Raw genomic sequence first — 25,528 nt, forward strand, 5'->3', positions numbered from 1 at the left:
ACTAAATCTCTTTTAAATGGTCTGAATTCCCATTTCACACTAAGAAATATTCTATTTATACTGAACTTCCACCGTCTCGATTCCTTTCTCTTCCATTTCAGCCTTTAAATCATCTTGTACTGTTACATCCGCAAGCTTTACTTTGGAACGATAGGCGGAACGAACGACTACATGGGATGCAACAGGTGAGGTTAGGAAAACAAAGAAAATTCCTAGAAATAAACGAATACTAAAATTGCCTTCTATGATAAAAAAAACAAACGTTCCAACAAGGGTAAAAAGCACTCCCATAGTAGAGCTTTTGGAAGCAGCATGTGATCTTGTATACACATCTGGCAGCCTTATTAGTCCTAATGAGCTAAGAAAACAGAAGATAGCACCAAAAAATATTAGTAAAACTGCTATTAACTCAATCGGATTGTTTACGCTCAATGACTACACCTCTTTCAATATATCGTGCAAAAGCAATCGTTCCAATAAAAGATAGAATCCCGATTAATAAAATCACTTCAAAAAAGCCTGTATTTCGAAGTAACACCGAAAAGATAGCTACTCCGGCAATTAAATTAATTCCCAAACAATCAAGCGCCTGGATTCTGTCTGGTGCAGAGGGCCCTTTGACCAGCCGATAAACCGTTGCAAATATAGACAGAATAAGTAAAATTAAGGATCCAACCAATAAATTATCAATCATAACGAGTCACCCTCTTAATAGCCTTTTCAAATTTTTCCTTTGAACGAAAGATCGATTCTTTTTGAGCAGGAATATCCATTGCATGGATAAAAAACTTTTTATTATCAGAAGTCACCTCAACAACAACTGAACCAGGGGTTAAATTCATCAATAAGGCTAACAAGGAAACCTCTAATTCTCCCTTTAATTCCGTCTCTAAGGAAAATATTCCTGGGGATATATTAATCCTTGGTTTTGTTATTTGTCGAATGACGACTACACTCGATGTAAACAGTTGTTCAATAAAAACAACGAACAATTTAACCACTGCAAAAAACGTCTCTAAATAAAATTTAGTTGGCATATAACGACGCAAGATAAAAAGAACGAGTATTCCAAATAAATAACCTGTAAAGAAGGTCAATACATTCCAGGTATCTTGCAAAAACATCCATACAACACCTATTAACAAGTTAATTAGTATTTGCATAGGCATGGTTATCACCTCTTTCCATCTATTAAATTACTCCTTTTATTTTCCATTCCCCAAAACAGATTCTATATAATAAAGAGGATTCATTAACCCTTCCACTGCCATATCTACATATTCATGTATTGCTTCTGTACCAATACCTAAAGCAATCGTCAAGAAAGTAAGCAGAGCAATTGGCAGCATTAATCCTTTTGTTGTCCCTTTTTCTTCTTCTAGTGTTATATCGGTATATCCCCAAAATACCGACATAAATACTTTCATAATAGAGTAAAGAACAAATAAACTACTAATCAGTCCGAATGCGCCTAGCCAATAATATCCTGCCGTAAAGGTCCCTTCCGTGATAAATATTTTTCCTAGAAAGCCACTTAAAGGTGGAATCCCTGATAAGGATAATGCTGCAATAAAGAACATCCAGCCTAATTGAGGATGCAAGCGAATCAATCCGTTCATATCGTCTAATTTACTTGTTCCCGTAAGATGGATAATGGTGCCCCCTAATAGGAAAACAAGTGCCTTAATCACCATGTCATGGATAAAATAATAGATAGAACCAGTCATCCCCGCAGTTGTGTAAGTAGCGACTCCTGCTAAAATAAAGCCGACACCAATGACCACATTATAGGTCATTACCTTATAAATATCTCTATAAGCAACCGCTCCGATTGCTCCAAGGGTCATCGTGATAGCTGCAAGGATGCCGATTAATAGATGTGTAATTTGTACTTCATGATAAAATATCAAGGTAAATACTCTGATAATTGCATACATTCCTACTTTTGTTAAAAGAGCAGCAAAAATAGCAGCAATAGCTGTCGGTGGTGCACTATAGGAGCCAGGAAGCCAAAAGAATAAAAATAGCCCTGCCTTTAAACTAAACACAATTAAAAATAAAATAGCCACTGTTGTCATTAATCCATCTTGACCAACTTCGGCAATTCGAACGGATAAATGCGCAAAGTTTAACGTTCCTGTAATCGCATATAAATAAGCAATAGCCACAAGAAAGAGAAATGACGAGATAATGTTTATTAAAATATATTTTATCGACTCTCTTAACTGAACCCTTGTTCCTCCTAAAGAAATTAATACATAAGAAGCAACTAGCATTACTTCAAAGCAAACAAATAGGTTGAAAATATCTCCTGTAAAAAAGGAACCATTTACCCCCGTTATCAGAACCAAAAATAACGGATAAAAATAATATTTCTCCCTTTGCTCACCGATTGAATGAAATGCGTATAATAAACAACAAAATCCAACAATACTCGAAACTAAAACAAGAATCGCTGCAAACATATCTGCAACCATACTAACTCCAAATGGCGCCTCCCATCCTCCTAACTGAATGGACTGAATTCCTTCTGCTTTAATTTGTGTAATTAAAATGATAGTCACAATAAAAACAGAAGTAGTCGCCACTAGACTTAAAATCCGATGTAACATCACTTTGTCTCTAAAAATCACCATGATCATCGCAAATACGATAGGAAGGATGATCGGAAATATCACAAGATTATTCATCCTCATTACCCCTCAATAAATCAGTATCATCGGTGCCAAGCACTTTATATGCACGATAGCTTAGGACTAAAAACAAAGCAGTCGTTGCAAAGTTTATTACAATGGCTGTAAGCAGCAATGCTTGCGGCAAGGAATCTGCAAAAGTATGATCGGTTATTCCTAAAAGAGGCGGACCGCCCTTATTCAATCCACCCATTGTAATAATTAGCAAGTTTACACCGTGACCAAGAATCGACGTTCCTAAAATAATTCGTAATAACGTCTTTGTTAAAATAAGATAAATTCCGATGGAAAATAATACTCCCACCAGAATAGACATTAATGTCTCCATTATCGATCATCCCCAATCGTCATAATAATGGTTATCGCTGTACCGATAACGGCTAGAGCAACTCCAATGTCGAAAATGACCGCCGTTGCTAACTCTGTTTTTCCGAAAACGGGCAATTCAAAATATCCGAATGCTTGGGTCAAAAACGCTTCTCCAAATACCATTCCACCAACGCCAGTTAAAACAGCAATTAGCACACCTACCCCTGCTAACACTTTGAAATCGACAGGAATATTTTTTCGAACAGTCTCAATATCAAAGGTGAGAAAAAGCAAAATAATCGCAGCAGCAAACGTAAGACCGCCAATAAATCCGCCACCTGGAAAATGATGCCCAGATACAAACAGATTTATCGCAAAGGTGAGGATAATAACGACTGCAACCTTTGTGACACTTCGGATGATAATATCATTTGGTTTCTTCATTCTTATCCCCTCCTACAAGTCTAACCTTTATTAATGTGTACACTCCTAGACCAGCAACTGTAAGGACAAGGATCTCTAACATTGTATCTATTCCTCGGAAATCAACTAATATAGCATTGACAATATTTTTTGCCCCTGCCAATTTATATGAGTCTTCATAGTAGCTCGAAATAGAGTCAAATAGATGTGTCCCATTAGCAGAAAGAGCAACAATGGTTACAACTGCACCTACTCCTACAGAAATAATGGCGTTGACCGCTTTAAAACGGATTTTACTCATTTCCTTCTTTAATTGCGGTAAATGATAGAAGCACAGCAGGAATAAAACAGTGGTTACTGTCTCTACTACTAATTGAGTCAGTGCTAAATCTGGAGCTCTGAAAAGAACAAAGAAAAACGAAACAAGAAAGCCTAGGGCTCCGACTGCTACAATTGATGTAATCCTTGACTTTGAGAAAAGAACAGTAACAGAACTTATAATCATTGCAATAACTATTCCAATATCAAAAAAACTAATTGGTGAGTCTTGAGACATATCGAAAGTAACCCCATTAAACAGCACTAGAGATCCCCCAATTATCACAATGATGAATCCGAATATATAGACTAAATAATCACGAAGGAATCCCGTCATATAAAAATCAGTTATTAATTTTGCCAGTTTTTCTGTATATTCCAAACTAAGATTATATAAATTGCTTAATGTGATAGTCTGTGGATAGAGGCGATAAATCTTATACCATTTTCTTAATAGTAGATATAAGATAATTCCTACTACCACAACCCCAATGGTCATCCAAAGTTCTGTGTTGAATCCATGGAAGGCACTGATTTTTTTGGATTCCACCGTATGCGCAAGAGATGGTAATACCGATGCAAACGCTGGTTTTAATAAATACTTGGATACCACATTGGGAATAAAGAAGAACAGAATAACAAGTGCTCCTAAAATAATAGGCGAGATTAATAAACCAATTGGCGCTTCATGAATCTCTTTATCTAATTTTGGCGCTTTGTTTTTTCCTCTAAATGTTTTGAAAACCAAGATCATGCAATATACAAACGTAAAGATACTTGCAATCCACGCGATAATCGGAAGAAACATACCGATATGCTGAAGATTGAACATTTCCATATGTGAGGCATTCACTACAGCTGTAAAGAACATTTCTTTACTTAAGAAACCATTGAATGGAGGAAGACCTGCCATCGAAAAACCACCAATTACAGTAAGAGTAAAGGAAACGGGCATTAAGTGAATTAATCCACCCAGTCTCCGAAGATCCCTAGTACCAGTCTCATGGTCAATAATCCCTACAACCATAAATAAAGAACCCTTAAAGGTGGAATGGTTTACTAAATGAAAAATAGCTGCAAAAATAGCTGTTGCATATAATCCCGCCTCTTCTACTCCTAAATCCTTATATAATGCAGCAGAACCTATACCCAGTAAACTCATAATCAGTCCCAATTGACTAATCGTTGAATAGGCTAATAATGCCTTTAAGTCTGTTTGTTTCACGGCATTAAAGGAACCATATAATAAAGTGAATAGACCAATTCCTACAACAAACCAAAACCACTCTGCTGTGCCGCCGAAAATCGGTGTCAAACGAGCAACTAAATAAATTCCTGCTTTTACCATGGTCGCAGAGTGTAAATACGCACTAATGGGCGTAGGTGCTTCCATAGCATCCGGCAGCCAGATGCTAAACGGAAATTGCGCTGATTTTGTAAAAGCGCCAAGCAAAAGAAGAATCATGGCTGGTATAAATAAACCGTGATTTTGGATTAGATGGACATTCGCTATGGTCTCTCTAATACTTGTCGTATCTGCCATAATAGAGAGCATGATCAGTCCTGCTAACATAGCTAGTCCGCCAAAGACAGTAATCAACATTGCTTTTTGGGCACCATATCTTGAGCGATCTCTTTCATACCAATAAGCTATTAGTAAAAAGGAGGATACACTAGTAATTTCCCAAAATACATATAAAACAAAATAATTATCAGATACTACTAGCCCAAGCATAGCTCCCATGAATAGCAATAAATAGACATAGAAGTTATGCAAAGCTTCCCGGTGCTTTGATAAATAGAAAATAGAATACAGAATCACCAAAGCCCCTATTCCTGCAATCAATAATCCAAATACTAAGCTAAGCCCATCCAAATACGTAGTAAAGTTAATATTGTAAGCGGGTATCCACTTGACTGTAGAAGTATACACTTCTCCTCTCGCTATTTTTGGGATGTACATCAATAGGAAAAGAAAAATGGTTAATGGAACAAACAGGACGAACCAGCCTGTATGAATTCGAGGCGTTAGCCTTTTATATATAAAAGGTACAATTAGTGCAAACATAAATGGCAGCAATATCATAAAATGGAACCAAGTCATTTGTTGTATCCTCCTCCTTTTATGCGAGTTTATATTTTTGGTTTTCTTTAGATAGAACGTATTTATAATCAAAACTATGTCTAACCTTACTATTAGTAAAAGAAACGGATTATATTTGTCATTTGGATAATTTAAGAAATACATTGACTCATAAAGTAGCATACGTTATAGTCATACATAGTTTATTATTAGTGGTGTAAATCATTCACATCTATTGAGGTGAAAAAAATTATGGTAAATGGAAAAGAACGCATGGATGAAAGTATTCTAGTCTGCGTTTATTACGGACCTAACGGTGAACGCCTTATACAAAGAGGCTGTAAAATAGCTAATATGCTTGATTGTCCACTCTATATCCTTACTGTTGATCCGAAACCGTTTGATGAGTTGGATGCTGAAAAATCAAATTATATTGCTAGATGGAAAGAATTAGCTGAACGTCATAGCGCTGACGCGTTTATCATTAAAGATAAGGAATCGAGGCCTATCTCTAAAGTAATTGCAGAAGTAGCTAGAGAAAAGAAAATCACCCAAATTGTTCTTGGTCAAACAGCACAAAGTCGTTGGGAACAGATTGCTAAAGGCTCTATTATTAATTCGTTATTACGTGAAATCCCTTTTGTTGATCTTCATATCATTTCTGTTGCCCGCTTTTTGAAAAACCCAGAAGGCCAATATGAAAAAGGTGTACGTGCATATTTAGTAAAAGAAGAAAACGGATATCGCCTAATCTTCAATCATACAAAACATGTAATGTATGAAGGAATTTTCTTTAAAGAACAAGGTACAGATTTCAATAATGGTGTTTTTAAATTTATGAAAGATAAAGAAACATTGCAAGTGCAAGTACATGAGGATATTGTTAACGAATTAACAAACGTTGATATCGATACAGACGCTAGTAACGATGATGACTATTTATAAGTTTGACTAATCTCCACCTAATTTGGTGGAGTTTTTTTTAGAGATTGACATCCACTTTTACTAATCGCTTTTCTTGCTTTTTAATCCCAATATATTTTAGCGTTTCAGACCGGGAAGTATGATTATATACATTCATCAGTAAAGAAATCGCAATCCCTTTTCGATACGCATGATAGCCAAATGTTTTTCTCAACGTATGCGTTCCAATTTTTCCAGGAATTCCAACTAGCTTCGCCGCCTTATTAATAATTCGATAGGCTTGCTGGCGGGTAATTGGTTGATTATTTTTCTGTGACTTAAAAAGAAACTCATCCTCTTCGAATTCACGTTCCTCCATATATTTCTCTAACTCCGTATGCACCTTACCGTTTAAATAATATGCCTTTACTTCATCATCATCATGAAGATACAAAAACTCTTTCATTCCAGATTCATCTTTTACATCCCGAACCTTCAATGCGAGTAAATCGCTTACTCTTATCCCCGTATTAATACCTAACACAAAAAGTAGCAAATCTCTTTGTGATTGTTTACGCAATACTTCTTTAATTGCATTAATACTTTCGATTTCTTTTATAGGATCGACATATTCCATCGGTTTGCCTCCCAATAATGTTACATAACTTTATGTTATCATCATTTAAGTAACATTACAACGATTAACTGTGAATCTAACGTTTTTTCTTTTGTAGTATGCTTCTTTTGTTTTGGAAATAGTCTGTTGAAGAAGCTTCTTGGGAAAATGATTTTAGCTGCTGTAGGAAAGGGGGTTTTGATTGATTTGAAAAAGAATAGGAACGTGTTTTTGCGTAACCTTCTTTTTTTATGAAATGGGCTTCGGGCTTTGTTTTGCCCTCTCTGTTACCTTCACGCTTCTTTTTTCTTCCGTTCGGGCCCAGAGACGGGCTCTCTGTTACCTTCGCGCTCCTTTTTTCTTCCGCTCGGGCTTAGAGACTGGTTCTCTGTTACCTTCGCGCTCCTTTTTTCTTCCGCTCGGGCTTAGAGACTGGTTCTCTGTTACCTTCGCGCTTCTTTTTTCCTCCGCTCGGGCTTAGAGACTGGCTCTCTGTTACCTTCGCGCTCCTTTTTTCTTCCGCTCGGGCTTAGAGACTGGCTCTCTGTTACCTTCGCGCTTCTTTTTTCTTCCGCTCGGGCTTAGAGACTGGCTCTCTGTTACCTTCGCGCTCCTTTTTTCTTCCGCTCGGGCTTAGAGACTGGTTCTCTGTTACCTTCGCGCTCCTTTTTTCTTCCGCTCGGGCTTAGAGACTGGCTCTCTGTTACCTTCGCGCTCCTTTTTTCTTTCGCTCGGGCTTAGAGACTGGTTCTCTGTTACCTTCGCGCTCCTTTTTTCCTCCGCTCGGGCTTAGAGACTGGCTCTCTGTTAGTCTAATGCTCTCTTCTTTTTCTGCCAGTTGTTGATAGTATTTTATTATGCCGGTTAAATCCTTTTGTAAAAAATTATCAATAGCCTCTATTGCCGGTTGTTCTAATCCAACTTCTCTTAGTTCTTCCTTTATTTTATCTAAGCTAATTTTTTCGATTTTATCTACTATCAAAATCGTCCGATTTATCAATTGATCCGCAATATTCAATTGACAAAGAAATCCAACTAATAATTTCCGATTATTGTATTGTATCGTTACTTCCATCTTTAATTTTTTAAATATATCTAAAGCCATCATCATCAGCTCTGCTTCTGCCAATTGCGATGGAACGCCTACAATATCCACATCACACTGTGTAAACTCTCGATATCTACCTGTCTTAATCGGACCATCTCGAAAAACCTTGCCAATCTCATAACGTTTAAAAGGCATTTTAAGCGTTGGATTCATCGCAACTACTTTCGCAAATGGAATCGTTAAATCATAGCGCAATGCCAGTTCCCTTTTGCCCCGATCAGAAAGTGTATACATTTCTTCTAAAATTTCTGCTCCACCTGCATATTTAGAAGCAAGCAATTTTTGATAATTTAAGATAGGTGTCTCAATCGGTTTACAGCCATACTGAATAAATACGTCTTCAATTGTTCTACGAATATTTCTTCTAATTTCTTCCTCTCTCGGCAAATAATCCAGCGTTCCTTTTACATTTTGATAATTCATCTTCTTCATTTTTTCATTCCTCCTATTAAAATAAAGGCTATTTTCGTAAAGTTTGTTGCTATCGCCCGCAGCCGGAATACACTTCGCTTTCCGTGGGGCTCGCGCTGAGCCGCTTCGTCGCTACGCTCCTGCAGGGTCTCAGACTGTCTCGCTAATCCCACAGGAGTCTACGTGTATTCCGGCTGCTAATTATTTCCAACTAATTCTTTTTCCTATTGAAAAAACAACAATCTTTTAGAAAACAATAAAAATAAAAAACCGCCCTTGATTTAAGCTTAATCAAATGCGGTTTCATGAGAAATAGTCTTCCTATATACGATTTTTAAATCGAAATAGCAAGACTACTTTTTATGATGATGTAATTGTGAAAGGTTGATGCTGTGCGTACGTGTAACCATTTCAATCACCTCTTATTTTCCAAATACTTTAACATATTGGAAATTAGAAAACAATAACAAATTAGCTTTTTAATAAGATGATAGCTATCCTCTATATCCGCATTTTTCCATTTACTTGTTTTATTAGAAAAGCTTCTAGTACTTTCGCATAAATCTCCGGTTGTTCATCCTGTACTAAATGCGCGCCAAAAGGGATAACTGCAGTGTGTACATTTGAATTTATTTCTCGATAATAGCAAGCACCCTCTACCTCTTCTCTTTTTCCTTCGCCTACTATACAAAGAATCGGCATCTTTAATGAACGTATATCCTTTATTTCTTGAAATGGATACCAAGCTGGATCTTGAGTTGTTAAAAGCATTTCTCTCCAATCCCCCATATGAATTTGGTTAAAATAAGCTGCTACCTCTTCATTTTTTAAAAGATGCGTTTGCTGTTCTACTTCGTTCTTATGTATTTCTTGCCAATCGGCAGGTTTTAAGGGCATAACCCCCGAGATAGTTAAACTCTTTACTTTTTCAGGATACGTTTTTGCAAAAATAATTGCTACCAATGCTCCTAATGATCCTCCTACAATATGGGCAGAGTCTATTCCTACATGCTCCAATGTTTCAAACAAATCATTAGCAGATTCATCATAGTAATTAGAGAAATTTGCAACTACTGAATGCCCATGCCCTCGTAAATCAGGAGAAATCACCTGATAATGCCTTTGAAAAAAATCTCTTTGATACTCAAAATCTGTTAGCCCTGTTTGCAAACCAGTATGAATAAATACAATCGGTTCTCCTTTTCCTTGGATAGAAGTATGTAATTTCAATCGCTTCCTCTCCTTATTTTACTAATTTTCTAAATTTTTATATTTCATCAAGTATAACTGATTTTTCACAGTAAATATATGGTACACTATCTGAATTAGACTTTTTATTGGTAGGTGTTGAAACATGATAAAAGAAGTTTGCTTAGAAAACTTCACCCTTGTTCCAAGCGCTATTCAAAAGGGAGCAGATCGCATTGAGCTCTGCGATAATCTATCAGTAGGAGGAACTACTGTTAGCTATGGCGTTGCTGCAAAGACCATTTCCTATTGTAGAAATACTCATACAAACGTGATGGCCATTGTTCGTCCAAGAGGTGGTAACTTTATATATAACGAAGATGAAGTAGATATTATGTGCCAAGATATTCTCCTTTTTAAGAATCTCGGAATCAACGGAGTGGTTGTTGGTTGTCTGAATAAGGATAATTGGATTGATGAAATAGCAATGGAGAAATGTTTAAATGCTGCAACAAATATGGAGATTACCTTTCATATGGCCTTTGATCAAATTGCTCCTACTCGAAAATTTCAAGCAATTGACTGGCTCGTTGCTCATCAAGTGAGCCGTATTTTAACACACGGTGGGCCTCTATCTACTAGAATAGAGGATAACATACCAGTGCTAAAAAGTTATATAGAATACGCTTCTGGAAAAATCATTATTGTTCCTGGTGGGGGAATAACATCTGCTAATCTCCCTTTTCTTTCTGCCCAGTTAGGTATTGAAGAAGTACATGGGACAAGAATTCTTGGGGATTTATAAAAAGTTTTAATCTGCCAACTCTTCCGTTAACAAACAAGTAAAGGGACTATCCCTAATTAAATCGGACAGTCCCTACCACTAATTATTTCCTCTAGTATAGTTCTCGTCAAACCATTTTAATACAATCTGAATGGTTTGATCCCAAAATGCCCAATTATGATCACCTGGCATTTCAACATAATGAAAATCTTTTATTTTTTCTTTCGCTTTCTCTCTAAACTTTAGATTATCTTGATAAAGAAAGTCTTCTGTACCACAGATTTGCAGCATAGCTATCTCATTTTTATCATCAAAGTTCTCTAATAAGTGAAATAAATCATTCTTACTTCCTTTCAATTCATTAATGGAACCAAAAATATTAGCAAACTCTTTATCTCTATTTCTATCCCTTTTCCACAGTTCTACAACGTCCATTGCCCCGGATAAGGAAGCAAAGCTATTGAACCGATTCGGATAAGTTAGAGCCAATTTTGTTGCACCATACCCTCCCATTGATAGTCCAGCCACAAAACTAGCTTCTTTCTGATCCGAAATGCGAAACCATTTTCTAACTAACGCTGGTAGTTCTTCTGATAAAAACGTCCAATAGCGATTTCCATGTACCATATCTGTGTAGTAACTTAAATCTACTTGGGGCATCACAATAGCAAATTCATAGTCTGATGCGTATCTTTCAAGTGATGTAGCAGTTAACCATGCTTCATCATTATCGGACCATCCATGTAATAGATAGATAACAGGCATAGGGGCGCTATTCTCTTTATCAGGAAGATATATATTCATAGAAGTTACTTTTCCTAAAACATCAGAACGAAAATTCATTTTGGAAACAGCCAATTTATACACCTACTTTTTATTCATTCTTGTTTTTCTCGATATTTTAATGAATATTATAGAAATGTTTCGATATAAGTTAGTATATATTACACTCTAATAATTTGGAAGCGTTTTCTTTTAATCTTTTTATATAGAGACGTTTCACAAAATAAAAAAGCCCATCAATGATTAAGATACTACATTATCAATATATTTCCTTGATAGCGCTTCTCTCTAACCATTGTTGGGACAGTCTTACCCTCTAAAAAAATCCTTCAACACTTGGAAATCCTCCGTTACATCAATCTTATTCGGTTCCGTGCTTTGCAATCTTTCAATAATAGCTAGTATCTCATTTAAATCTTTATTATCGGTATATTCAATAAAAGATAATTCATGCAACCATTCATTATAAGAATACTTTGCTTTTCCATAGCTATTACCAAATACTAAACAAGGAGTCTTTGTGATAATAGAAAAGATCATTGCATGCAAACGATCCGTGATAATTAATTTTTTGGAACCAATTTTATCAAGCATTTTTAATAATTGAGTTTCTCGGTCAACATAATCAATCACATCCACCTCTGAAAGCACGGTATCCGTTCGTTCCACCGGATTATCTTTTCCAAGCAAGTTCATTAAGTCCGATACGAAATTTTCTTCTGTTACTTTTTCCTTATCTGCTCTTAAAACAAACAGAACACCTTCCCTTTCAAGGTCCCTCGGTTCAATGGAAAGGGATAGCACCATATCCGGAGTGTACAGTACATTTGCTTGGAAAGTATCTTTTAAGATTTCTAATGTCTGATTCTCTCTTGCTACTAAAGTGAGGTTAGGATTTTTGTTATATGCCTCTTGGCTTTTTTTCTTCTCTGCTTGTCCTTCCTCTGTATCCTCAAAAAAGGCAGATTGTGGGAATACAATCGTTCGATAATCTTTAAATGACTCGATGACCTTTCTGCGATCTTCCTCAATATCCAAGTACAAACTTCCTAAATTCCCTCCCCCTGTAAAACAAACAACATCATCCGCTTTAATAATCTTTTTAATTAAATCGATTCCTTCCTCAGTTGCATAATCCATAATTTCAATATATTCATAGTAAGGGAAGCAATTTTTAATAAATTTCTCTTCCGCATACGCTATAGCCTGATCACCGATATTCGTATAACTTGGAGAGCCAAACAGAAACACTTTTCTTTTATTATTTAATAAAGCTTCCTGATTTACATTAGGAGCAATTCCTTTTACTATATTAAACTCTTTTCTCGCTTGATTTAGCATAATGCCATTCCTCCTTCTATAGATCTTAGGGTTTACTGTCATGTACCCCAAATAAGCAGTATTTATTCTCCAATTAGTAACTTTCTCTCTTACTTCTTCTGTTTCCATGCCAATAGAATTGCCTTGCCATCACTTGGAGCATTTTCTCCATAATCAAAAGGAAGCAATGCAAAAAAGATATAGTATAGGGAGAAATACGCAAATTGATAGAAAAAGGAGTTCTTTGGCAGAACTTCCTGTACGATTAAGAAATTGACCAAAAGAATGGACAATAAGTTAAACAAAGCGCCTCCCCCATGAATCAACATCTGTTGCCATCTCTTTTTCTTCTCAATCCCTTTATAATGACAAGCTGCGTCCACAAAATAGAACAAGTGAATATGGATGGGACCAATACAAAATATCTCATTCCCCTTTCCAACGATCAAATCACCCTTTCCACCAAACAGCCAAACAAAAAAATGATGTCCAGCGGCATGAATCAAGCTAACGATAGGCAATATAACGAAAAAGGCCCATGCGAATTTATCAAGATCGCTTAGAGAAAACATCCTCATCCTCCCTTCTTCCTATCAGGATGAACGGTTCAAGTATGCCTAGTTTGTTAAAAAATAGATATAGTTAAGATACCTCCACTCCCCTTGGATAAATCCTCTAAGCGAAATTTGATAGATATTGGTAATATTTATATAAAATTCATTTGTCAGAAAATTTCGTTATGAAGGGGGAACCATCTTGATACAAAAAATCTTGACAAATCGGCATAACAATAAAAACTTTAGATGATGCTATTCAATTTTATAAAGAAAAACTTAGTCTTACCCTTTTATTTGAAACAGATACTATGGCCATTTTTGATTGTAAAGGTTTGCGTTTACTCATCACTCTACCGGAAAATAAAGAATTCGATCATCCAAGCTCAACGATTTATTTTCAAGTGGAGGATATCAAATCAGCTTGCGAGAAGTTAATAAAGAATGAAGTTGTTATTGTAAGTAAACCACACCTTGTTGCTAAGATGGGAACTACCGAAACATGGATGGCCTTCTTCCGTGATTCCGAGGGAAATATGCATGCATTAATGAGTGAGATAGAGGCTGCCTGATTAGGTAGCTTTTTATTTGTACTTTTTGGGTTAGGTTGATGAACACCACTTTTTCCCCGCTCCATTATTAGTTTTCACCTCACTAAACACGATCCTCTAGATAAAAATCAAACTTCTAATTGACAAATGCTTCCTTTCTATATAAAATACTGAATAATTTTGCAAAATTATAAATTTGATTCGCCGATAAGCGAATCAAAATAAAAGGAAGAGATCCATGGATAACGTAAACCTTTGGATTCAAAAACATGTACGCATTATTTACTCCCCATTTCGTGAATTATTAACAAGCTTACATGTTTTACACAATCCAGTTCATCACCTGACGAGGCTAGAATGGGCAGAAGAAATCAAAAAGGAAATACCAAATCACCTTTGGGAAAAAATCCACTTCTTTGGCGAATTAAGCAATGAATGGCTCAACTTTCTCGATTTAGAAGATTATCTTTTATTCGAAGAGAAACATGTGGAGGAAGCAATAGAGCGATTACGCTTATTGTCAGAAAAACAATTTATTGCATTCCTACTTGGTAAGAGAATACATGCTAAAGCAAATGAAGCTGAACAAAAGCTACTTAAGAAGCCAAATTATTACCGTAATCAACTATGTGATTTGCTGTACGATTACCACCAAAAATATTTTGCACGTGCCTTATATCGAATGGAACCTTGGCTAATTAAATCCGTTCATCAGTTAAAAAAGGCAATAGAGGCGGACCCTTTTGAAGCAATGAACTTTATCCACCCTCGCTTTAAGCTTGATCAGAAGTCTATACGATTTTATAAAGCAGAAACCTGGATTTTTGCTTATGAAGAAGTTGAAACATTGACGATTTATCCATCCAGCTTTATTGCGCCTCATCTCTTAGTTGGATTGGAAGTACCAGCAATCATTGTTTATTTGCATGTTCCTTTTCCCAATCAGCAGGAGAGTAAGCAAGACACTATTCCTGTAGACTTGCTATCTGTTCTGGCCGCATTAGGGGATAAAACAAGACTGCAGTTATTAAAACAGATGTCTCAGCATCCTTTTTGTACACAACAATTATCTGAATCTATAGGTCTTGCAAAAGCAACTATTTCTAAGCATTTAAAAATATTAGAAAAAGCAGAGTTAATCACAGGCGAAAGGCATGGACATTTTGTCTTTTATGAAACAAATTTACCAAAATTGGACCAACTGAAGGTAGACTTAAACCAGTTTTTTGATCAGCCTTCCCTTGGTCAAAAGGAGGATACATAAATGTGGTTAAGCATTTCTGCTACCTTTTGGCGGAATTATCTCGTTATGAGAAGAGCTTTCCCCTGGTCTTTTTTTCTAGGTCATATATTAAGTGCCATTTATATTATAATCTTTGCCTATCTCACTTATTTCTTTGTCTTCAAAGGTGATTTATCATCCAGCTTCTCTACCTATGCAGGTACAGATGATTATCTATCTTACTGCATTTTAGGAGGATTATTATATTCCTTTTCCGTGTCACTTTTAATGATTACAAGTCGCACACTCATCACAGAACTTAGAGAAGGTACACTAGAATCACTTTTGCTAACACCATCGACAAGAAAAGGGTATTTTCTCGGCTATGTTGCCCTAGGGTTAATTAGAATACTGATGGAATTTCTCGTCATTATTGCTATTGGTTCTCTCTTTGGTCTTCACTTGCAACAGATCAACTGGCTTTACGTGCTAATCGTCCTTGCCTTATTGATTCTGTCCACCTTTTCTATGGCATTAGTGTTAGGTTCTTTTATGCTCTACTTTAGAGATACGTATATAACGCAAAATACTTTATTTGTTCTTATGGGACTTGTTTGTAGTATCACTTTCCCTAGTGACTTTTTGCCAGAAGGAGTAAGATGGATCAGCCAAATTATGCCGCTGACTTATGGAGTAGATGCATTACGAATGGTTTGGATAGAAGGAATACCAATTAATGATCTTTTCTCTCCACTACTAAAAATGTCTATCCTCGGATTAATCTATTTGCCTATTGGCTCATATTTTATGAAAAGAATGGAGAAATACGTATTAGAAAAGCACTTTGGATAAGGAGTGAAGAAAATTGATAGAAGCAAAAGGAATCAGTAAATTTTATACAGTAAAAAAAAGAAAGAATTTTTTCCGCACAGAAAGACAAATAGTATGTGCAGTAAAAGATTTAAATCTATCCATAAAAGAAGGCGAAATAGTTGGACTGCTCGGTTTAAATGGAGCCGGAAAAACAACTACCATCAAAATGCTAAGTACATTACTAAATCCAACAGAGGGGCAAATAACCATTGATGGATATGATGTTGTAAAGAATGCAATGAAGGTAAAAAACAAAATTAACATGATCGCTGGGGGAGAAAGAATGCTCTATTGGCGATTGACAGGGGCTGAAAACCTCCGCTATTTTGGAAAATTATATCAGCTCTCTGGCCTCCAATTAGAAAAAAGAATTGCCTATCTCCTAGATCAAGTTGGATTAATAGAATCGAAAGATATTCCTGTTGAACTATATTCAAAAGGAATGAAACAAAGACTCCAAATTGCTAGAGGGCTTATAAATGATCCAAAATACTTGTTCCTTGATGAACCTACACTTGGTTTAGATGCTCCAGTCGCCAAGCAATTGAGAGAATTAGTCAGAAGCTTAGCTAAGAATGAGAAGAAAGGAATATTATTAACTAGCCATTATCTGGAGGAAGTAGAGGAACTTTGTGATCGGGTCTATATTATCGAAAAAGGATCAATTATTTTAGCTGATACACCTGAAAAAATTATTGCTTCCGTTGTAAAAAACTATCATTTGATGATAGAAACAAGTTCCCTATCCGTTACTACGCAAAACAAAATGAAACGAGCATTAGTAGATGGTAGCATTCAATTTAATGAGTTAGCAGATAGTACCTCCATTCATATAAATGCGCCATTTGACCCTACTTCTTTTTTTATAAATATTTGTATAGCTGAAGCTGTTTCTATTCTTAAACTTGAGCTAAAGCGGCCCCGATTAGAAGATGCGATTCTCACCTTAGCAAAGGAGAAATCGGCATGAAGCTGTTTACTATTTTACAAGCTGAGTTTGTAAAAAGCCATAAGCATAACTTTCATAATAAGCTAATTTATTTTTCTTTGCTCTTATGGCCTGCTTTATTGTTTGTTACATCCTATTATTCATTCAAGCCTTTCAACCTAACAGATACTAGTCCCTTATCAGCATATATGAATGTTGATCAAATTACGATGTTTCTATTAACCGGATACTTAGGCTATATTTTTTTCTGGAGCCTAGTACAATCCGCTTGGAATATGAGCTATGAGCGTCAAGCAGGGACACTTGAGCTTATCTTTCTAACCCCTGCAAACCGGTTAACCATTATGTTTGCTAGAGCTGCAGGAAACTTACTAGAGGCTGTTTGGCTTTTTACTGTTTTCATCCTATTAGTCCTTGTCGTTACAGGAAAGGGAGCTGAAATCCATTGGGGATATTTACCACTCGCACTATTACTTCTTAGTGTTTCTGCAATCGTTTGGGGGGCTTTCTTAAATATTGTGTTTTTATTTTCTCGCGACGCTGGAATTCTATTTACTATTTTTGAAGAGCCCATGCAATTCTTCTCTGGTGTCCGTATTCCTGTGCTCGCCTTTCCTATATGGGGCAAAGCAATTGCTTATCTTTTCCCATTAACCTATGTACTAGATATTTTTCGAGACCTTGTATTAAACGGAAAAAGCTTTGAACAGATGATCGGACAATATTTGCTCTTATGTACGATCATCCTATTACTATGTATTTCCTCTGTCTTTCTGTTAAAAAAAGCAGAAACCCATGCGAAGAAAACAGGTAATATGGTTCTTTATTAAACAATTAAAGCCTCCAGGTTTCACGTGAAACTTGGAGGCTTTTAACGATATATCTATATTTCCTAGAAAATATTCTTGTTCTCTTCTACATTTAAACTAAAAAAGCAAAAAACTTGATAATAGGTGCTAAAGTTTTTATAGCTATTCTCTTCCAAAATGCCACATCTGCTTGCTCTACATCTTCTTTCGCTTTATAGCTTCCATCTTCTGAAACCTGAAGACTATGGTTATCGACCGTTTTATTTAATTCTTTCTGCAAAAAGTGAGCAAATTCTTCACTATCAATTAAAAGCATTGTTTCTGTGTTTAAGAACGTACTTCTAGCATCTACATTGTAGGAACCAATTAAACTAATTTTTTCATCAAAAATATATGTTTTTCCATGAAGAGACTCTGTTTTTTCCTGATATTCATATAATTCATTCACCCAATTAATGATAGCTTTTCGGTTTGACCAGTATCCTGAAAAAGCAACCATATTAGGTGTTGATGCAGCAGAGTTTGTCAGCATCTTCCAATAATCTACTTTTATTTTCTCTGGCTCTACATAATCCAGCATTTTCTGTGTAGGAACAATATAAGGACTTTCTAAATAAATGGACTTGGTAGATTGCTCAGTTAAAGAAACTAGCTCCTTCCAAATTAATGGATCTTTATTAACCCGCTGATGTGGATTGTGCAGTAAAACTACCTTATCTGTTGAATAAGCATCTTTTTTCCAATCTATCGCTCTATCTATTGGTAATGGATACACATCTTTTGCATGTGCTAGTAGGTGCAAAGCTTCTTCCACTTTTTCTTTCCCTTTTTGTTCCTTCCTATGCGATACTTTTTTTACTGCATTCTCTGTAAAAGGATGATCCCATACATATTGATAATATTCGTCTATTTGCTTCAACACACTGGTCTCATTTCCTTCTTGCTTCTCGGTATACACAATAACATCTCGATCATTTGACGCCCCTTTTGTTCCTGCTGCGCTAAAGTATTTATCCCCTATATTTCTACCACCAACTACGGCAAGCTCACTATCAATGATAAAAAGCTTATCATGAAATCGATTATTCCATGTCCAAGGATTTCCTAAATGAAGAGGTTCATAATACTTTAATTCGATATTTGGATGAGTAAATATTGCATAACTATATAAACGCAAATCTTTGTTGAATTGATTGACTATGCCATCTAATAAAATCCGCACTTTTACACCACGATTTGCTGCCTCAAACAGACAGCCAAAGAATAAATTAGCATATGGTCCCTTATGAATCGCATAAGTAGATATATCAACAGATTTATTTGCATTCTTTATCAATTGCAGCCTTGCCAAACCTGAGTCTTCCCTATCTTGAAGTAATACGACTTTATCTGGTGATACAACTTTTTTATCGTTCTGATTGAGTTTAGTCGTTGGCTTCCAATAAGGGTCTGCCTTGGGATCATAAAAATAAGGAACAATGACACAGGAAATTACAATATAAAGAAGGTAAACTCCAGCAAGTACCATGATTGTCTTCAGACTATTACCGATCATATTGTCTCCCACCATTTTTTTATCTTATTCTTACTATCTTCTCCCTAATTTGGAGAATTATTAAAAAGAAAATTTTCACTGAATAATTATTACTATTTATCGTTTTTAAAAAGTATTCATGGAGAAGTGGAAAGAAGTCAGTCTTGATTCAATAAAGTGGGGATTTAAAAGGGTCAAAAGATATCGTAATATCTTTTGACCCTTTTAATGACCTTATATCCAAATCTTAAATAAACCATCATTGATTCCGATGTTATACATATAATAAATTCCAAATAGGATACTGATGATTCCTGTTATTTTTATAAAAAGGGCATTTACCGTTACCCCTTTGTTTGAGAATACAAATGGAACACCTAATACAGTAGTAAATAGTAACATGCCGACACAGGTCCCTATACCAAAAATAATGATATAAATTGCACCTTCCCAAATGGTATGCACTGTACTCATCGTTAATAGAACCATTGCAGCACTTCCCGCAAGTCCATGAACTAATCCTAATAAAGTGGACTTCCAATAAGAAGTTGCTCCATTTTTGTGATGGGAATGTGTTTGTCTTTCTTTTACAAAAACATTTGAAATTCCTAAATAAACAAGGACGATGCCAACTATAAACTCCAAAGACATTGCTACTGGATCTGATATTTCCTGTTTTAATCCAATGACAATTAACCCAAATACAAATAATGTAAAGGTATGTCCGATTCCCCAAAATACCCCAGACAAAGAGGAATTCCATAAATTTTTGCTTCTACTCGCAATCGTAGAAACTGCAATTACATGATCTGGTTCTAATGCATGCTTAAATCCAAGTATTAGTCCAAATAATAAGATGGATAGAAATCCAAATTCCATTATTGATGTTCCTCCGTTTGACTTATTATGTTAGTATTTTCTCCATTTAAGTGCTTCTTTTCCTAAAAGAAGCTTCCGCGCATAGGTATGAACTGATTGAAAGATACGCTCAATTATTCCGGTATTACAAGCTAAAATGCGTAAAATAACTCCATTTTCAGGTAGTTTGGAAATACCAAGACGGATATCCTCTTCCTCCTTTTCCACTAAGTGATTCAATTCTTGATAAAAGGAGCGATCCGCTTGGTCATGTACAAGTAGAAGTGTACCAATATGGGTGAAACCTTCCATTTGCATAATAGATGTAAAGTCTTCTTCCGGTTTCAAATAAAGATGATCAAAGAAGATTAGTTTATTATTTCTATATATTTTTTGCTTGGAGCGAATCCATGCATATTTAAAGAAACTCCCATCCGCCGCCCATCCAGGAGTAATGATATCACTAGCAAAATAACAGGATCCTTCTTCCATATGTACAACTGTATTTTGAAAATATTTAGCTTGTTCATAAGCGATTATTGGGTCAGGAAAGTGTTCTAATATACTATTTCTTTCAAGGGTAATTACCGTATCTTGCTTCACATAATCCATTGGTGTTCGATATATTTTTGTAGAGGATTGAGTGGTAACAGAGATTGCGGCGTTTTCCTCTACACAAATGGATGTTTTATATCTATCTCCATCCACATAGCCTCCTCCTACATGAATACAATAAATGGATGGTGCACTTTCTTCTAAATAAACTGGCCGCGTAATTTTCATAGCTCCTTCATAATAACAATCACTAAGCACTGTTTTATGTTGTCTTTTCTTTGCAGAAAATTGCAAAACACCTGTATAAGTCATTATCTATAGTCCAATTAGAAATGCTTGCTTTTTAATCCATTCCACTACTTCTGAAAGTCCAATTTCCTCTTTCAAGTTTGTAAAAATAGAAGGCTTCTCTCCTCTTGCTGCAATCGTATCTCGCTCCATCACTTCCAAGCTCGCACCAACATAGGGAGCTAAATCAATTTTATTAATAATAAACAAGTCCGATTTAATCATCCCTTGTCCACCTTTTCGTGGGATTTTTTCTCCTTGAGCTACGTCGATAATATAAATAGAAAAATCTACAAGCTCTGGACTAAAGGTTGCAGCCAAGTTATCTCCGCCACTTTCGATAAAAATTAGCTCTAAGTCTGGATGTAATTCCTTTAGCTCATCAATAGCTGCGAAATTCATTGATGCATCTTCTCTTATTGCTGTATGAGGACATCCTCCTGTTTCTACACCAATAACTCGATTTTCTGGCAAAACACCATTTTTTAGTAAAAATAAAGCATCTTCTTTCGTATAAATATCATTTGTTACAACGGCCATGCTAAGCTCATGTTGCATAGCACGAGTTAATTTTTCAACAAGCATTGTTTTTCCTGCGCCAACCGGGCCTCCGATTCCAATTCGTATTGCTTCCATTTATTTCACTCTCCATTTGCTAAATAATTAAACTTATGACATAAAAAGACGGACATGTAACTGTTCATGCCTCATTTGTGCGATCTCAAGTCCGGGACTAACACTCGCAAAATCATCTATTGTTAACCCCATAATGGTATCCACACACGTATCTATTAACGGCTGAATTTCAACCAGTATCTTTTGTCCATTGGTTTGTCCTAAAGGGATGCCGCGCACAGCATTTTGCACAAGGGAAGAGATTGATGTAAAAAGATAGGTTTTCAAAGCTGTCGCTTCTTCCACATTCAAATAGTGAGCAAGAATCGCAAATACAATGCTTGTATGTCCAAAAGCATCCTTTTCTTTTATATGAGAAATATATTGTGTTAAATTGACAGAAGCATATAGATCTTGGCAGAGCTTAGCCATCCTTTCCCCCATTCTTTTATTTCCCATTCTCGTTTCTTCTGCTAGAGAGGAAACATATAAAAGTCTATCTATCTCTAAAACCTTATCCCAGCTACTAGTTGCGATTCCTTCATATGCTAAGCGAAAGGCAAGACCATCTATATAAACAAGCTGTTTCTTTAAATAAATGCTTATTGCCTCATAAAAGCTTTGCTTATCCGTTAACTTCCCTTCTTGGATATATGTTTCCAAGCCAAAGGAGTGAGAAAAAGCACCTGAAGGAAAATTAGAATCACTTAGCTGCAGTAAGGGATATAAAGAATTAGTCATGGCTATGCCCAATATGACGGAAAGCCTGTTTTACCTTTCTATTCTCTCTTTTATACGGAATCAATAATTGCTGTAATAATTCTTCTACCAAATAATCATATTGAACGATCATATCATTGCCTTCAAATTGTGCAGGTAAATGACGGTTTCCAAGCTGATGTGCTATTTCGCCCATTTGCTGAATACTTAACGGCTGAATCGTTAGGACATCATCTACCTTCACAGAAATCACAATCATATTCTTATCATCCATGTATAATACGTCTCCATCAAAGAGTTCTCTCTTATCTGTTAAACGAATGCCGATTTCCTTTCCATGGTCTGTAACGACTCGCTGGACTCTTTTTAATAAATCATCACTTTGCAAATAAACTCTTTCTACGTGATTTGCTCTCTTTTCTAATGTTGCTATATTTCCAACAATCTTTTCGATAATCATCTTATTCACCTCAAAATAAAAAATATCGCTGTGCCATTGGCAGCGTCTTTGCAGGCTCGCATGTCGCAAGCTTTCCATTCACCTTTACTTCATAGGTTTGCGGATCTACTTCAATGGTTGGCGTTTCTCCGTTAAAAAGCATATCTGCTTTTTTTAATTTTCGTATTCCAGCTACAGGCTTGACTATTTTTTGCAAATTAAGCGCTTGATGAACTCCTTTTTCATAGGCTGCTTTTGAAACAAATGTCATCGATGTTTGATATTTTGCACGACCGAAACTTGCAAACATAGGCCGATAAAAAACAGGCTGTGGTGTGGGAATACTAGCATTTGGATCCCCCATTATGCTATGAGCAATTAATCCTCCTTTTAAAATAAGATCCGGTTTCACTCCAAAGAAAGCAGGATCCCATACAACTAAATCAGCTAACTTTCCTACTTCAATCGATCCAACATATTCAGAAATCCCATGAACAATTGCTGGATTAATCGTATATTTTGATACATAACGCTTTAGACGAAAGTTGTCCCCAACTCCCTTGTCTTCCTCCAATTTCCCTCTTTGCTTTTTCATCTTATCCGCCGTTTGCCAGGTTCTAGTAATTACTTCACCAATCCTTCCCATTGCTTGAGAGTCAGATGAAATCATGCTGAAGATTCCTAAGTCATGAAGAATATCCTCTGCTGCAATGGTTTCTTTGCGAATGCGAGAATCGGCAAAAGCTATATCTTCCGGAACGGATGGATCTAAGTGGTGACAAACCATCAGCATATCTAAATGCTCTTCCAGTGTATTTATCGTATAAGGTCTTGTTGGATTTGTAGAGGATGGCAAAATATTAGAAAAGCTAGCTGCCTTAATAATGTCTGGCGCATGGCCTCCACCTGCGCCTTCTGTATGATAAGTATGGATAACTCGTCCATCAATGGCAGCAATGGTATCTTCAACAAAGCCGCCTTCATTTAAAGTATCTGTATGTATAGCTACCTGAACATCATATTTATCCGCTACCTTTAGACTTGTATCAATAGCTGCAGCTGTAGTCCCCCAATCCTCATGCAGCTTCAATCCAATAGCCCCCGCTTCAATTTGCTCTGCCAATGCTTCTTCACTAGATGCATTTCCTTTGCCAAGAAACCCTAAATTCATCGGAAAGGCTTCTGCTGCCTCAAGCATGCGATGTATATTCCAAGCTCCTGGTGTACATGTTGTAGCATTCGTTCCTGTTGCAGGACCAGTACCTCCACCAATCATCGTGGTAACCCCCGAACTAAGAGCCGTTTCTATTTGTTGAGGACAAATAAAATGGATATGTGCATCAATCCCACCAGCCGTAACTATCTTTCCTTCTGCGGCAATCACTTCTGTTGCAGCTCCAATCACTATATTGACACTATCCATCAACAAAGGATTGCCTGCTTTTCCAATTGCTGTAATTTCCCCATCCTTAACGCCAATATCTGCCTTGTATATCCCTGTATAATCAAGAATAATTGCATTTGTTAAGACCAGATCTACCGTATCCTTCCGTGTAGCCAGCGGATGCTGTCCCATCCCGTCACGTATCACCTTTCCGCCGCCAAATTTTACTTCATCTCCGTATGTCGTATAGTCTTTTTCTATCTCCAGAAAAAGCTCTGTATCTGCTAAACGAATGGCGTCTCCAACTGTTGGCCCAAACATATCTGCATATTGATTTCTTGTCATCCGAAAACTCATTAATATGCCCCCTTTCTTTCAACCTCTTATACCAATCCATTTGTTTGATTGTTTAAACCATAGACCTTTCTCTCCCCCGAAAAGGGAACAAGCTGCACTTCCTTTTCGTCTCCCGGTTCAAAGCGGACAGCTGTACCGGCTGGTATATTTAAATGCATTCCAACGGTTTTCTCTCGACTAAACTGCAAGGAATTATTTACTTCATAAAAGTGAAAATGAGACCCCACCTGAATGGGACGATCGCCTTTATTTAACACTTTTACTGAAATAGCATTTTTTCCTTTATTGCAAATAATTTCTTCCTTCTTCAAAACGTATTCACCAGGAATCATCACACTTCTCCTTTATCTTATGGGATCATGAACGGTAACAAGCTTTGTTCCATCAGGAAAGGTTGCCTCTACTTGTATATCTGGAATCATCTCTGGGACTCCTTCCATTACGTCCTCTCTTTCCAAGATGGTTGCTCCATATTGCATCAGCTCTGCTACTGTTTTGCCATCTCTCGCACCCTCTAAGACTTCATATGTAATAATCGCAATGGATTCTGGATAATTTAATTTCAAACCTCTTTCTTGCCGTCGACGGGCAAGATCCGCAGCAACCACAATCATTAGCTTTTCCATTTCCCTAGATGTTAGTTTCATCATAAACTCCCTTCCACCAGTAAAAAAGTTAATTTTTTAAATTTTTAAAATTATATATACTATTTTCTACTAGAACGATTAAAATTCCTTCTAGAAGTTTTGTAGAGGGAATGGCTTTTACTAATAAATTTAATTAATGATTCTTAATTGAGAAAAGACCTTAACAAATGAAATTACTGACAATGTAACAAAAACACCATAGATTCCATGCTAATGTTATTAACTTTTTATGAA

General features: G+C 36.2%; 29 protein-coding genes. 7 read left to right on the forward strand and 22 right to left on the reverse strand.

Annotated features, from left to right (window positions below; all coding sequences use genetic code 11):
- Positions 1 to 51: 51 nt before the first annotated feature.
- The 7 genes from mnhG to AB3U99_RS23575 are packed head-to-tail and all read right to left on the reverse strand — an operon-like array spanning position 52 to position 5,847.
- Positions 52 to 432: a monovalent cation/H(+) antiporter subunit G gene (gene mnhG / locus AB3U99_RS23545; RefSeq protein ID WP_400244368.1), complete on the reverse strand. Its 381-nt coding sequence runs from the start codon at positions 430 to 432 to the stop codon at positions 52 to 54.
- A complete protein-coding gene (locus AB3U99_RS23550; protein ID WP_400244369.1) occupies positions 410 to 694 on the reverse strand; it encodes a Na(+)/H(+) antiporter subunit F1 in 285 nt (94 codons plus the stop codon). The genes mnhG and AB3U99_RS23550 overlap by 23 nt, the downstream gene beginning before the upstream one ends.
- Positions 687 to 1,169: a Na+/H+ antiporter subunit E gene (locus tag AB3U99_RS23555; RefSeq protein ID WP_400244370.1), complete on the reverse strand. Its 483-nt coding sequence runs from the start codon at positions 1,167 to 1,169 to the stop codon at positions 687 to 689. Before AB3U99_RS23555 ends, AB3U99_RS23550 begins: the two co-directional genes overlap by 8 nt.
- A 36-nt stretch (positions 1,170 to 1,205) precedes the next feature.
- Positions 1,206 to 2,690 carry a Na+/H+ antiporter subunit D gene (locus AB3U99_RS23560; RefSeq protein WP_400244371.1) on the reverse strand — a complete coding sequence of 495 codons (1,485 nt, stop codon included), beginning with the start codon at positions 2,688 to 2,690 and terminating at the stop codon, positions 1,206 to 1,208.
- Entirely contained in the window at positions 2,683 to 3,021 is a 339-nt protein-coding gene (locus tag AB3U99_RS23565) for a Na(+)/H(+) antiporter subunit C (protein WP_047940925.1), read from the reverse strand. Before AB3U99_RS23565 ends, AB3U99_RS23560 begins: the two co-directional genes overlap by 8 nt.
- Positions 3,021 to 3,446 carry a Na(+)/H(+) antiporter subunit B gene (locus AB3U99_RS23570; RefSeq protein WP_400244372.1) on the reverse strand — a complete coding sequence of 142 codons (426 nt, stop codon included), beginning with the start codon at positions 3,444 to 3,446 and terminating at the stop codon, positions 3,021 to 3,023. The genes AB3U99_RS23565 and AB3U99_RS23570 overlap by 1 nt, the downstream gene beginning before the upstream one ends.
- On the reverse strand, positions 3,430 to 5,847 hold the full coding sequence (locus tag AB3U99_RS23575) for a Na+/H+ antiporter subunit A (RefSeq protein ID WP_400244373.1): 2,418 nt from the start codon (positions 5,845 to 5,847) through the stop codon (positions 3,430 to 3,432). Before AB3U99_RS23575 ends, AB3U99_RS23570 begins: the two co-directional genes overlap by 17 nt.
- A 231-nt stretch (positions 5,848 to 6,078) precedes the next feature.
- Between AB3U99_RS23575 and AB3U99_RS23580 the strand changes: the two genes are divergently transcribed.
- The gene (locus AB3U99_RS23580) at positions 6,079 to 6,771 is read left to right on the forward strand and encodes a universal stress protein (protein WP_400244374.1); all 693 of its coding nucleotides are present in this window, start codon (positions 6,079 to 6,081) and stop codon (positions 6,769 to 6,771) included.
- Between the two features lie 37 nt (positions 6,772 to 6,808).
- Here AB3U99_RS23580 and AB3U99_RS23585 read toward each other — a convergent pair whose 3' ends face one another.
- The 3 genes from AB3U99_RS23585 to AB3U99_RS23595 form a co-directional block, all read right to left on the reverse strand.
- Positions 6,809 to 7,366 (reverse strand): tyrosine-type recombinase/integrase, encoded by a 558-nt coding sequence (locus AB3U99_RS23585; RefSeq protein WP_400244375.1) that lies wholly within the window; start codon positions 7,364 to 7,366, stop codon positions 6,809 to 6,811.
- A 682-nt stretch (positions 7,367 to 8,048) separates the two neighbouring features.
- Positions 8,049 to 8,885, reverse strand: coding sequence for an ATP phosphoribosyltransferase regulatory subunit (locus AB3U99_RS23590; RefSeq protein WP_400244376.1), 837 nt, complete (start codon positions 8,883 to 8,885; stop codon positions 8,049 to 8,051).
- A 480-nt stretch (positions 8,886 to 9,365) separates the two neighbouring features.
- Complete coding sequence (locus AB3U99_RS23595) at positions 9,366 to 10,094, reverse strand: alpha/beta fold hydrolase (protein WP_400244377.1); 729 nt, start codon at positions 10,092 to 10,094, stop codon at positions 9,366 to 9,368.
- 124 nt (positions 10,095 to 10,218) lie between these two features.
- Between AB3U99_RS23595 and AB3U99_RS23600 the strand changes: the two genes are divergently transcribed.
- Positions 10,219 to 10,857, forward strand: a complete 639-nt coding sequence (locus tag AB3U99_RS23600) for a copper homeostasis protein CutC (protein ID WP_400244378.1) — start codon at positions 10,219 to 10,221, stop codon at positions 10,855 to 10,857.
- Between the two features lie 78 nt (positions 10,858 to 10,935).
- Here AB3U99_RS23600 and AB3U99_RS23605 read toward each other — a convergent pair whose 3' ends face one another.
- From AB3U99_RS23605 to AB3U99_RS23615, 3 genes are all read right to left on the reverse strand, one after another.
- Positions 10,936 to 11,694, reverse strand: a complete 759-nt coding sequence (locus AB3U99_RS23605; protein ID WP_400244379.1) for an alpha/beta hydrolase — start codon at positions 11,692 to 11,694, stop codon at positions 10,936 to 10,938.
- Between the two features lie 234 nt (positions 11,695 to 11,928).
- Positions 11,929 to 12,960, reverse strand: coding sequence for a polysaccharide pyruvyl transferase family protein (locus AB3U99_RS23610; protein WP_400244380.1), 1,032 nt, complete (start codon positions 12,958 to 12,960; stop codon positions 11,929 to 11,931).
- An 89-nt stretch (positions 12,961 to 13,049) separates the two neighbouring features.
- Positions 13,050 to 13,511 carry a hypothetical protein gene (locus AB3U99_RS23615; RefSeq protein ID WP_400244382.1) on the reverse strand — a complete coding sequence of 154 codons (462 nt, stop codon included), beginning with the start codon at positions 13,509 to 13,511 and terminating at the stop codon, positions 13,050 to 13,052.
- Positions 13,512 to 13,729: 218 nt separating this feature from the next.
- Between AB3U99_RS23615 and AB3U99_RS23620 the strand changes: the two genes are divergently transcribed.
- The 5 genes from AB3U99_RS23620 (at position 13,730) to AB3U99_RS23640 (ending at position 17,918) form a co-directional block, all read left to right on the forward strand.
- On the forward strand, positions 13,730 to 14,065 hold the full coding sequence (locus AB3U99_RS23620; RefSeq protein ID WP_400248170.1) for a VOC family protein: 336 nt from the start codon (positions 13,730 to 13,732) through the stop codon (positions 14,063 to 14,065).
- Positions 14,066 to 14,282: 217 nt separating this feature from the next.
- Positions 14,283 to 15,308, forward strand: a complete 1,026-nt coding sequence (locus AB3U99_RS23625) for an ArsR/SmtB family transcription factor (protein ID WP_400244384.1) — start codon at positions 14,283 to 14,285, stop codon at positions 15,306 to 15,308.
- Positions 15,309 to 16,118, forward strand: coding sequence for an ABC transporter permease (locus tag AB3U99_RS23630; RefSeq protein ID WP_400244386.1), 810 nt, complete (start codon positions 15,309 to 15,311; stop codon positions 16,116 to 16,118).
- 13 nt (positions 16,119 to 16,131) lie between these two features.
- Positions 16,132 to 17,109 carry an ABC transporter ATP-binding protein gene (locus AB3U99_RS23635; protein WP_400244388.1) on the forward strand — a complete coding sequence of 326 codons (978 nt, stop codon included), beginning with the start codon at positions 16,132 to 16,134 and terminating at the stop codon, positions 17,107 to 17,109.
- Positions 17,106 to 17,918, forward strand: a complete 813-nt coding sequence (locus tag AB3U99_RS23640) for an ABC transporter permease (RefSeq protein WP_400244390.1) — start codon at positions 17,106 to 17,108, stop codon at positions 17,916 to 17,918. Before AB3U99_RS23635 ends, AB3U99_RS23640 begins: the two co-directional genes overlap by 4 nt.
- Before the next feature lie 91 nt (positions 17,919 to 18,009).
- Here the strand turns inward: AB3U99_RS23640 and AB3U99_RS23645 are convergent, their stop codons facing one another.
- The 9 genes from AB3U99_RS23645 to AB3U99_RS23685 form a co-directional block, all read right to left on the reverse strand.
- The gene (locus AB3U99_RS23645) at positions 18,010 to 19,452 is read right to left on the reverse strand and encodes a phosphatidylserine/phosphatidylglycerophosphate/cardiolipin synthase family protein (RefSeq protein WP_400244392.1); all 1,443 of its coding nucleotides are present in this window, start codon (positions 19,450 to 19,452) and stop codon (positions 18,010 to 18,012) included.
- A gap of 213 nt (positions 19,453 to 19,665) precedes the next feature.
- Complete coding sequence (locus AB3U99_RS23650; protein WP_400244394.1) at positions 19,666 to 20,310, reverse strand: urease accessory protein UreH; 645 nt, start codon at positions 20,308 to 20,310, stop codon at positions 19,666 to 19,668.
- Between the two features lie 30 nt (positions 20,311 to 20,340).
- The gene (locus AB3U99_RS23655) at positions 20,341 to 21,156 is read right to left on the reverse strand and encodes an urease accessory protein UreD (protein ID WP_400244395.1); all 816 of its coding nucleotides are present in this window, start codon (positions 21,154 to 21,156) and stop codon (positions 20,341 to 20,343) included.
- Positions 21,157 to 21,159: 3 nt separating this feature from the next.
- Positions 21,160 to 21,768: an urease accessory protein UreG gene (ureG, locus tag AB3U99_RS23660; RefSeq protein WP_400244396.1), complete on the reverse strand. Its 609-nt coding sequence runs from the start codon at positions 21,766 to 21,768 to the stop codon at positions 21,160 to 21,162.
- Between the two features lie 33 nt (positions 21,769 to 21,801).
- On the reverse strand, positions 21,802 to 22,488 hold the full coding sequence (locus AB3U99_RS23665) for an urease accessory protein UreF (protein WP_400244398.1): 687 nt from the start codon (positions 22,486 to 22,488) through the stop codon (positions 21,802 to 21,804).
- Positions 22,481 to 22,927, reverse strand: coding sequence for an urease accessory protein UreE (gene ureE / locus AB3U99_RS23670; protein ID WP_400244400.1), 447 nt, complete (start codon positions 22,925 to 22,927; stop codon positions 22,481 to 22,483). The genes AB3U99_RS23665 and ureE overlap by 8 nt, the downstream gene beginning before the upstream one ends.
- A gap of 10 nt (positions 22,928 to 22,937) precedes the next feature.
- Positions 22,938 to 24,647 (reverse strand): urease subunit alpha, encoded by a 1,710-nt coding sequence (ureC, locus tag AB3U99_RS23675; protein ID WP_400244402.1) that lies wholly within the window; start codon positions 24,645 to 24,647, stop codon positions 22,938 to 22,940.
- Between the two features lie 26 nt (positions 24,648 to 24,673).
- Positions 24,674 to 24,979 carry an urease subunit beta gene (locus AB3U99_RS23680; RefSeq protein WP_400244404.1) on the reverse strand — a complete coding sequence of 102 codons (306 nt, stop codon included), beginning with the start codon at positions 24,977 to 24,979 and terminating at the stop codon, positions 24,674 to 24,676.
- Positions 24,980 to 24,991: 12 nt separating this feature from the next.
- Positions 24,992 to 25,294, reverse strand: a complete 303-nt coding sequence (locus AB3U99_RS23685) for an urease subunit gamma (protein WP_400248172.1) — start codon at positions 25,292 to 25,294, stop codon at positions 24,992 to 24,994.
- Between the last annotated feature and the right edge of the window lie 234 nt (positions 25,295 to 25,528).

This window comes from Niallia tiangongensis (assembly GCF_044704065.1).
Taxonomy (GTDB): Bacteria; Bacillota; Bacilli; order Bacillales; family Cytobacillaceae; genus Niallia; species Niallia tiangongensis.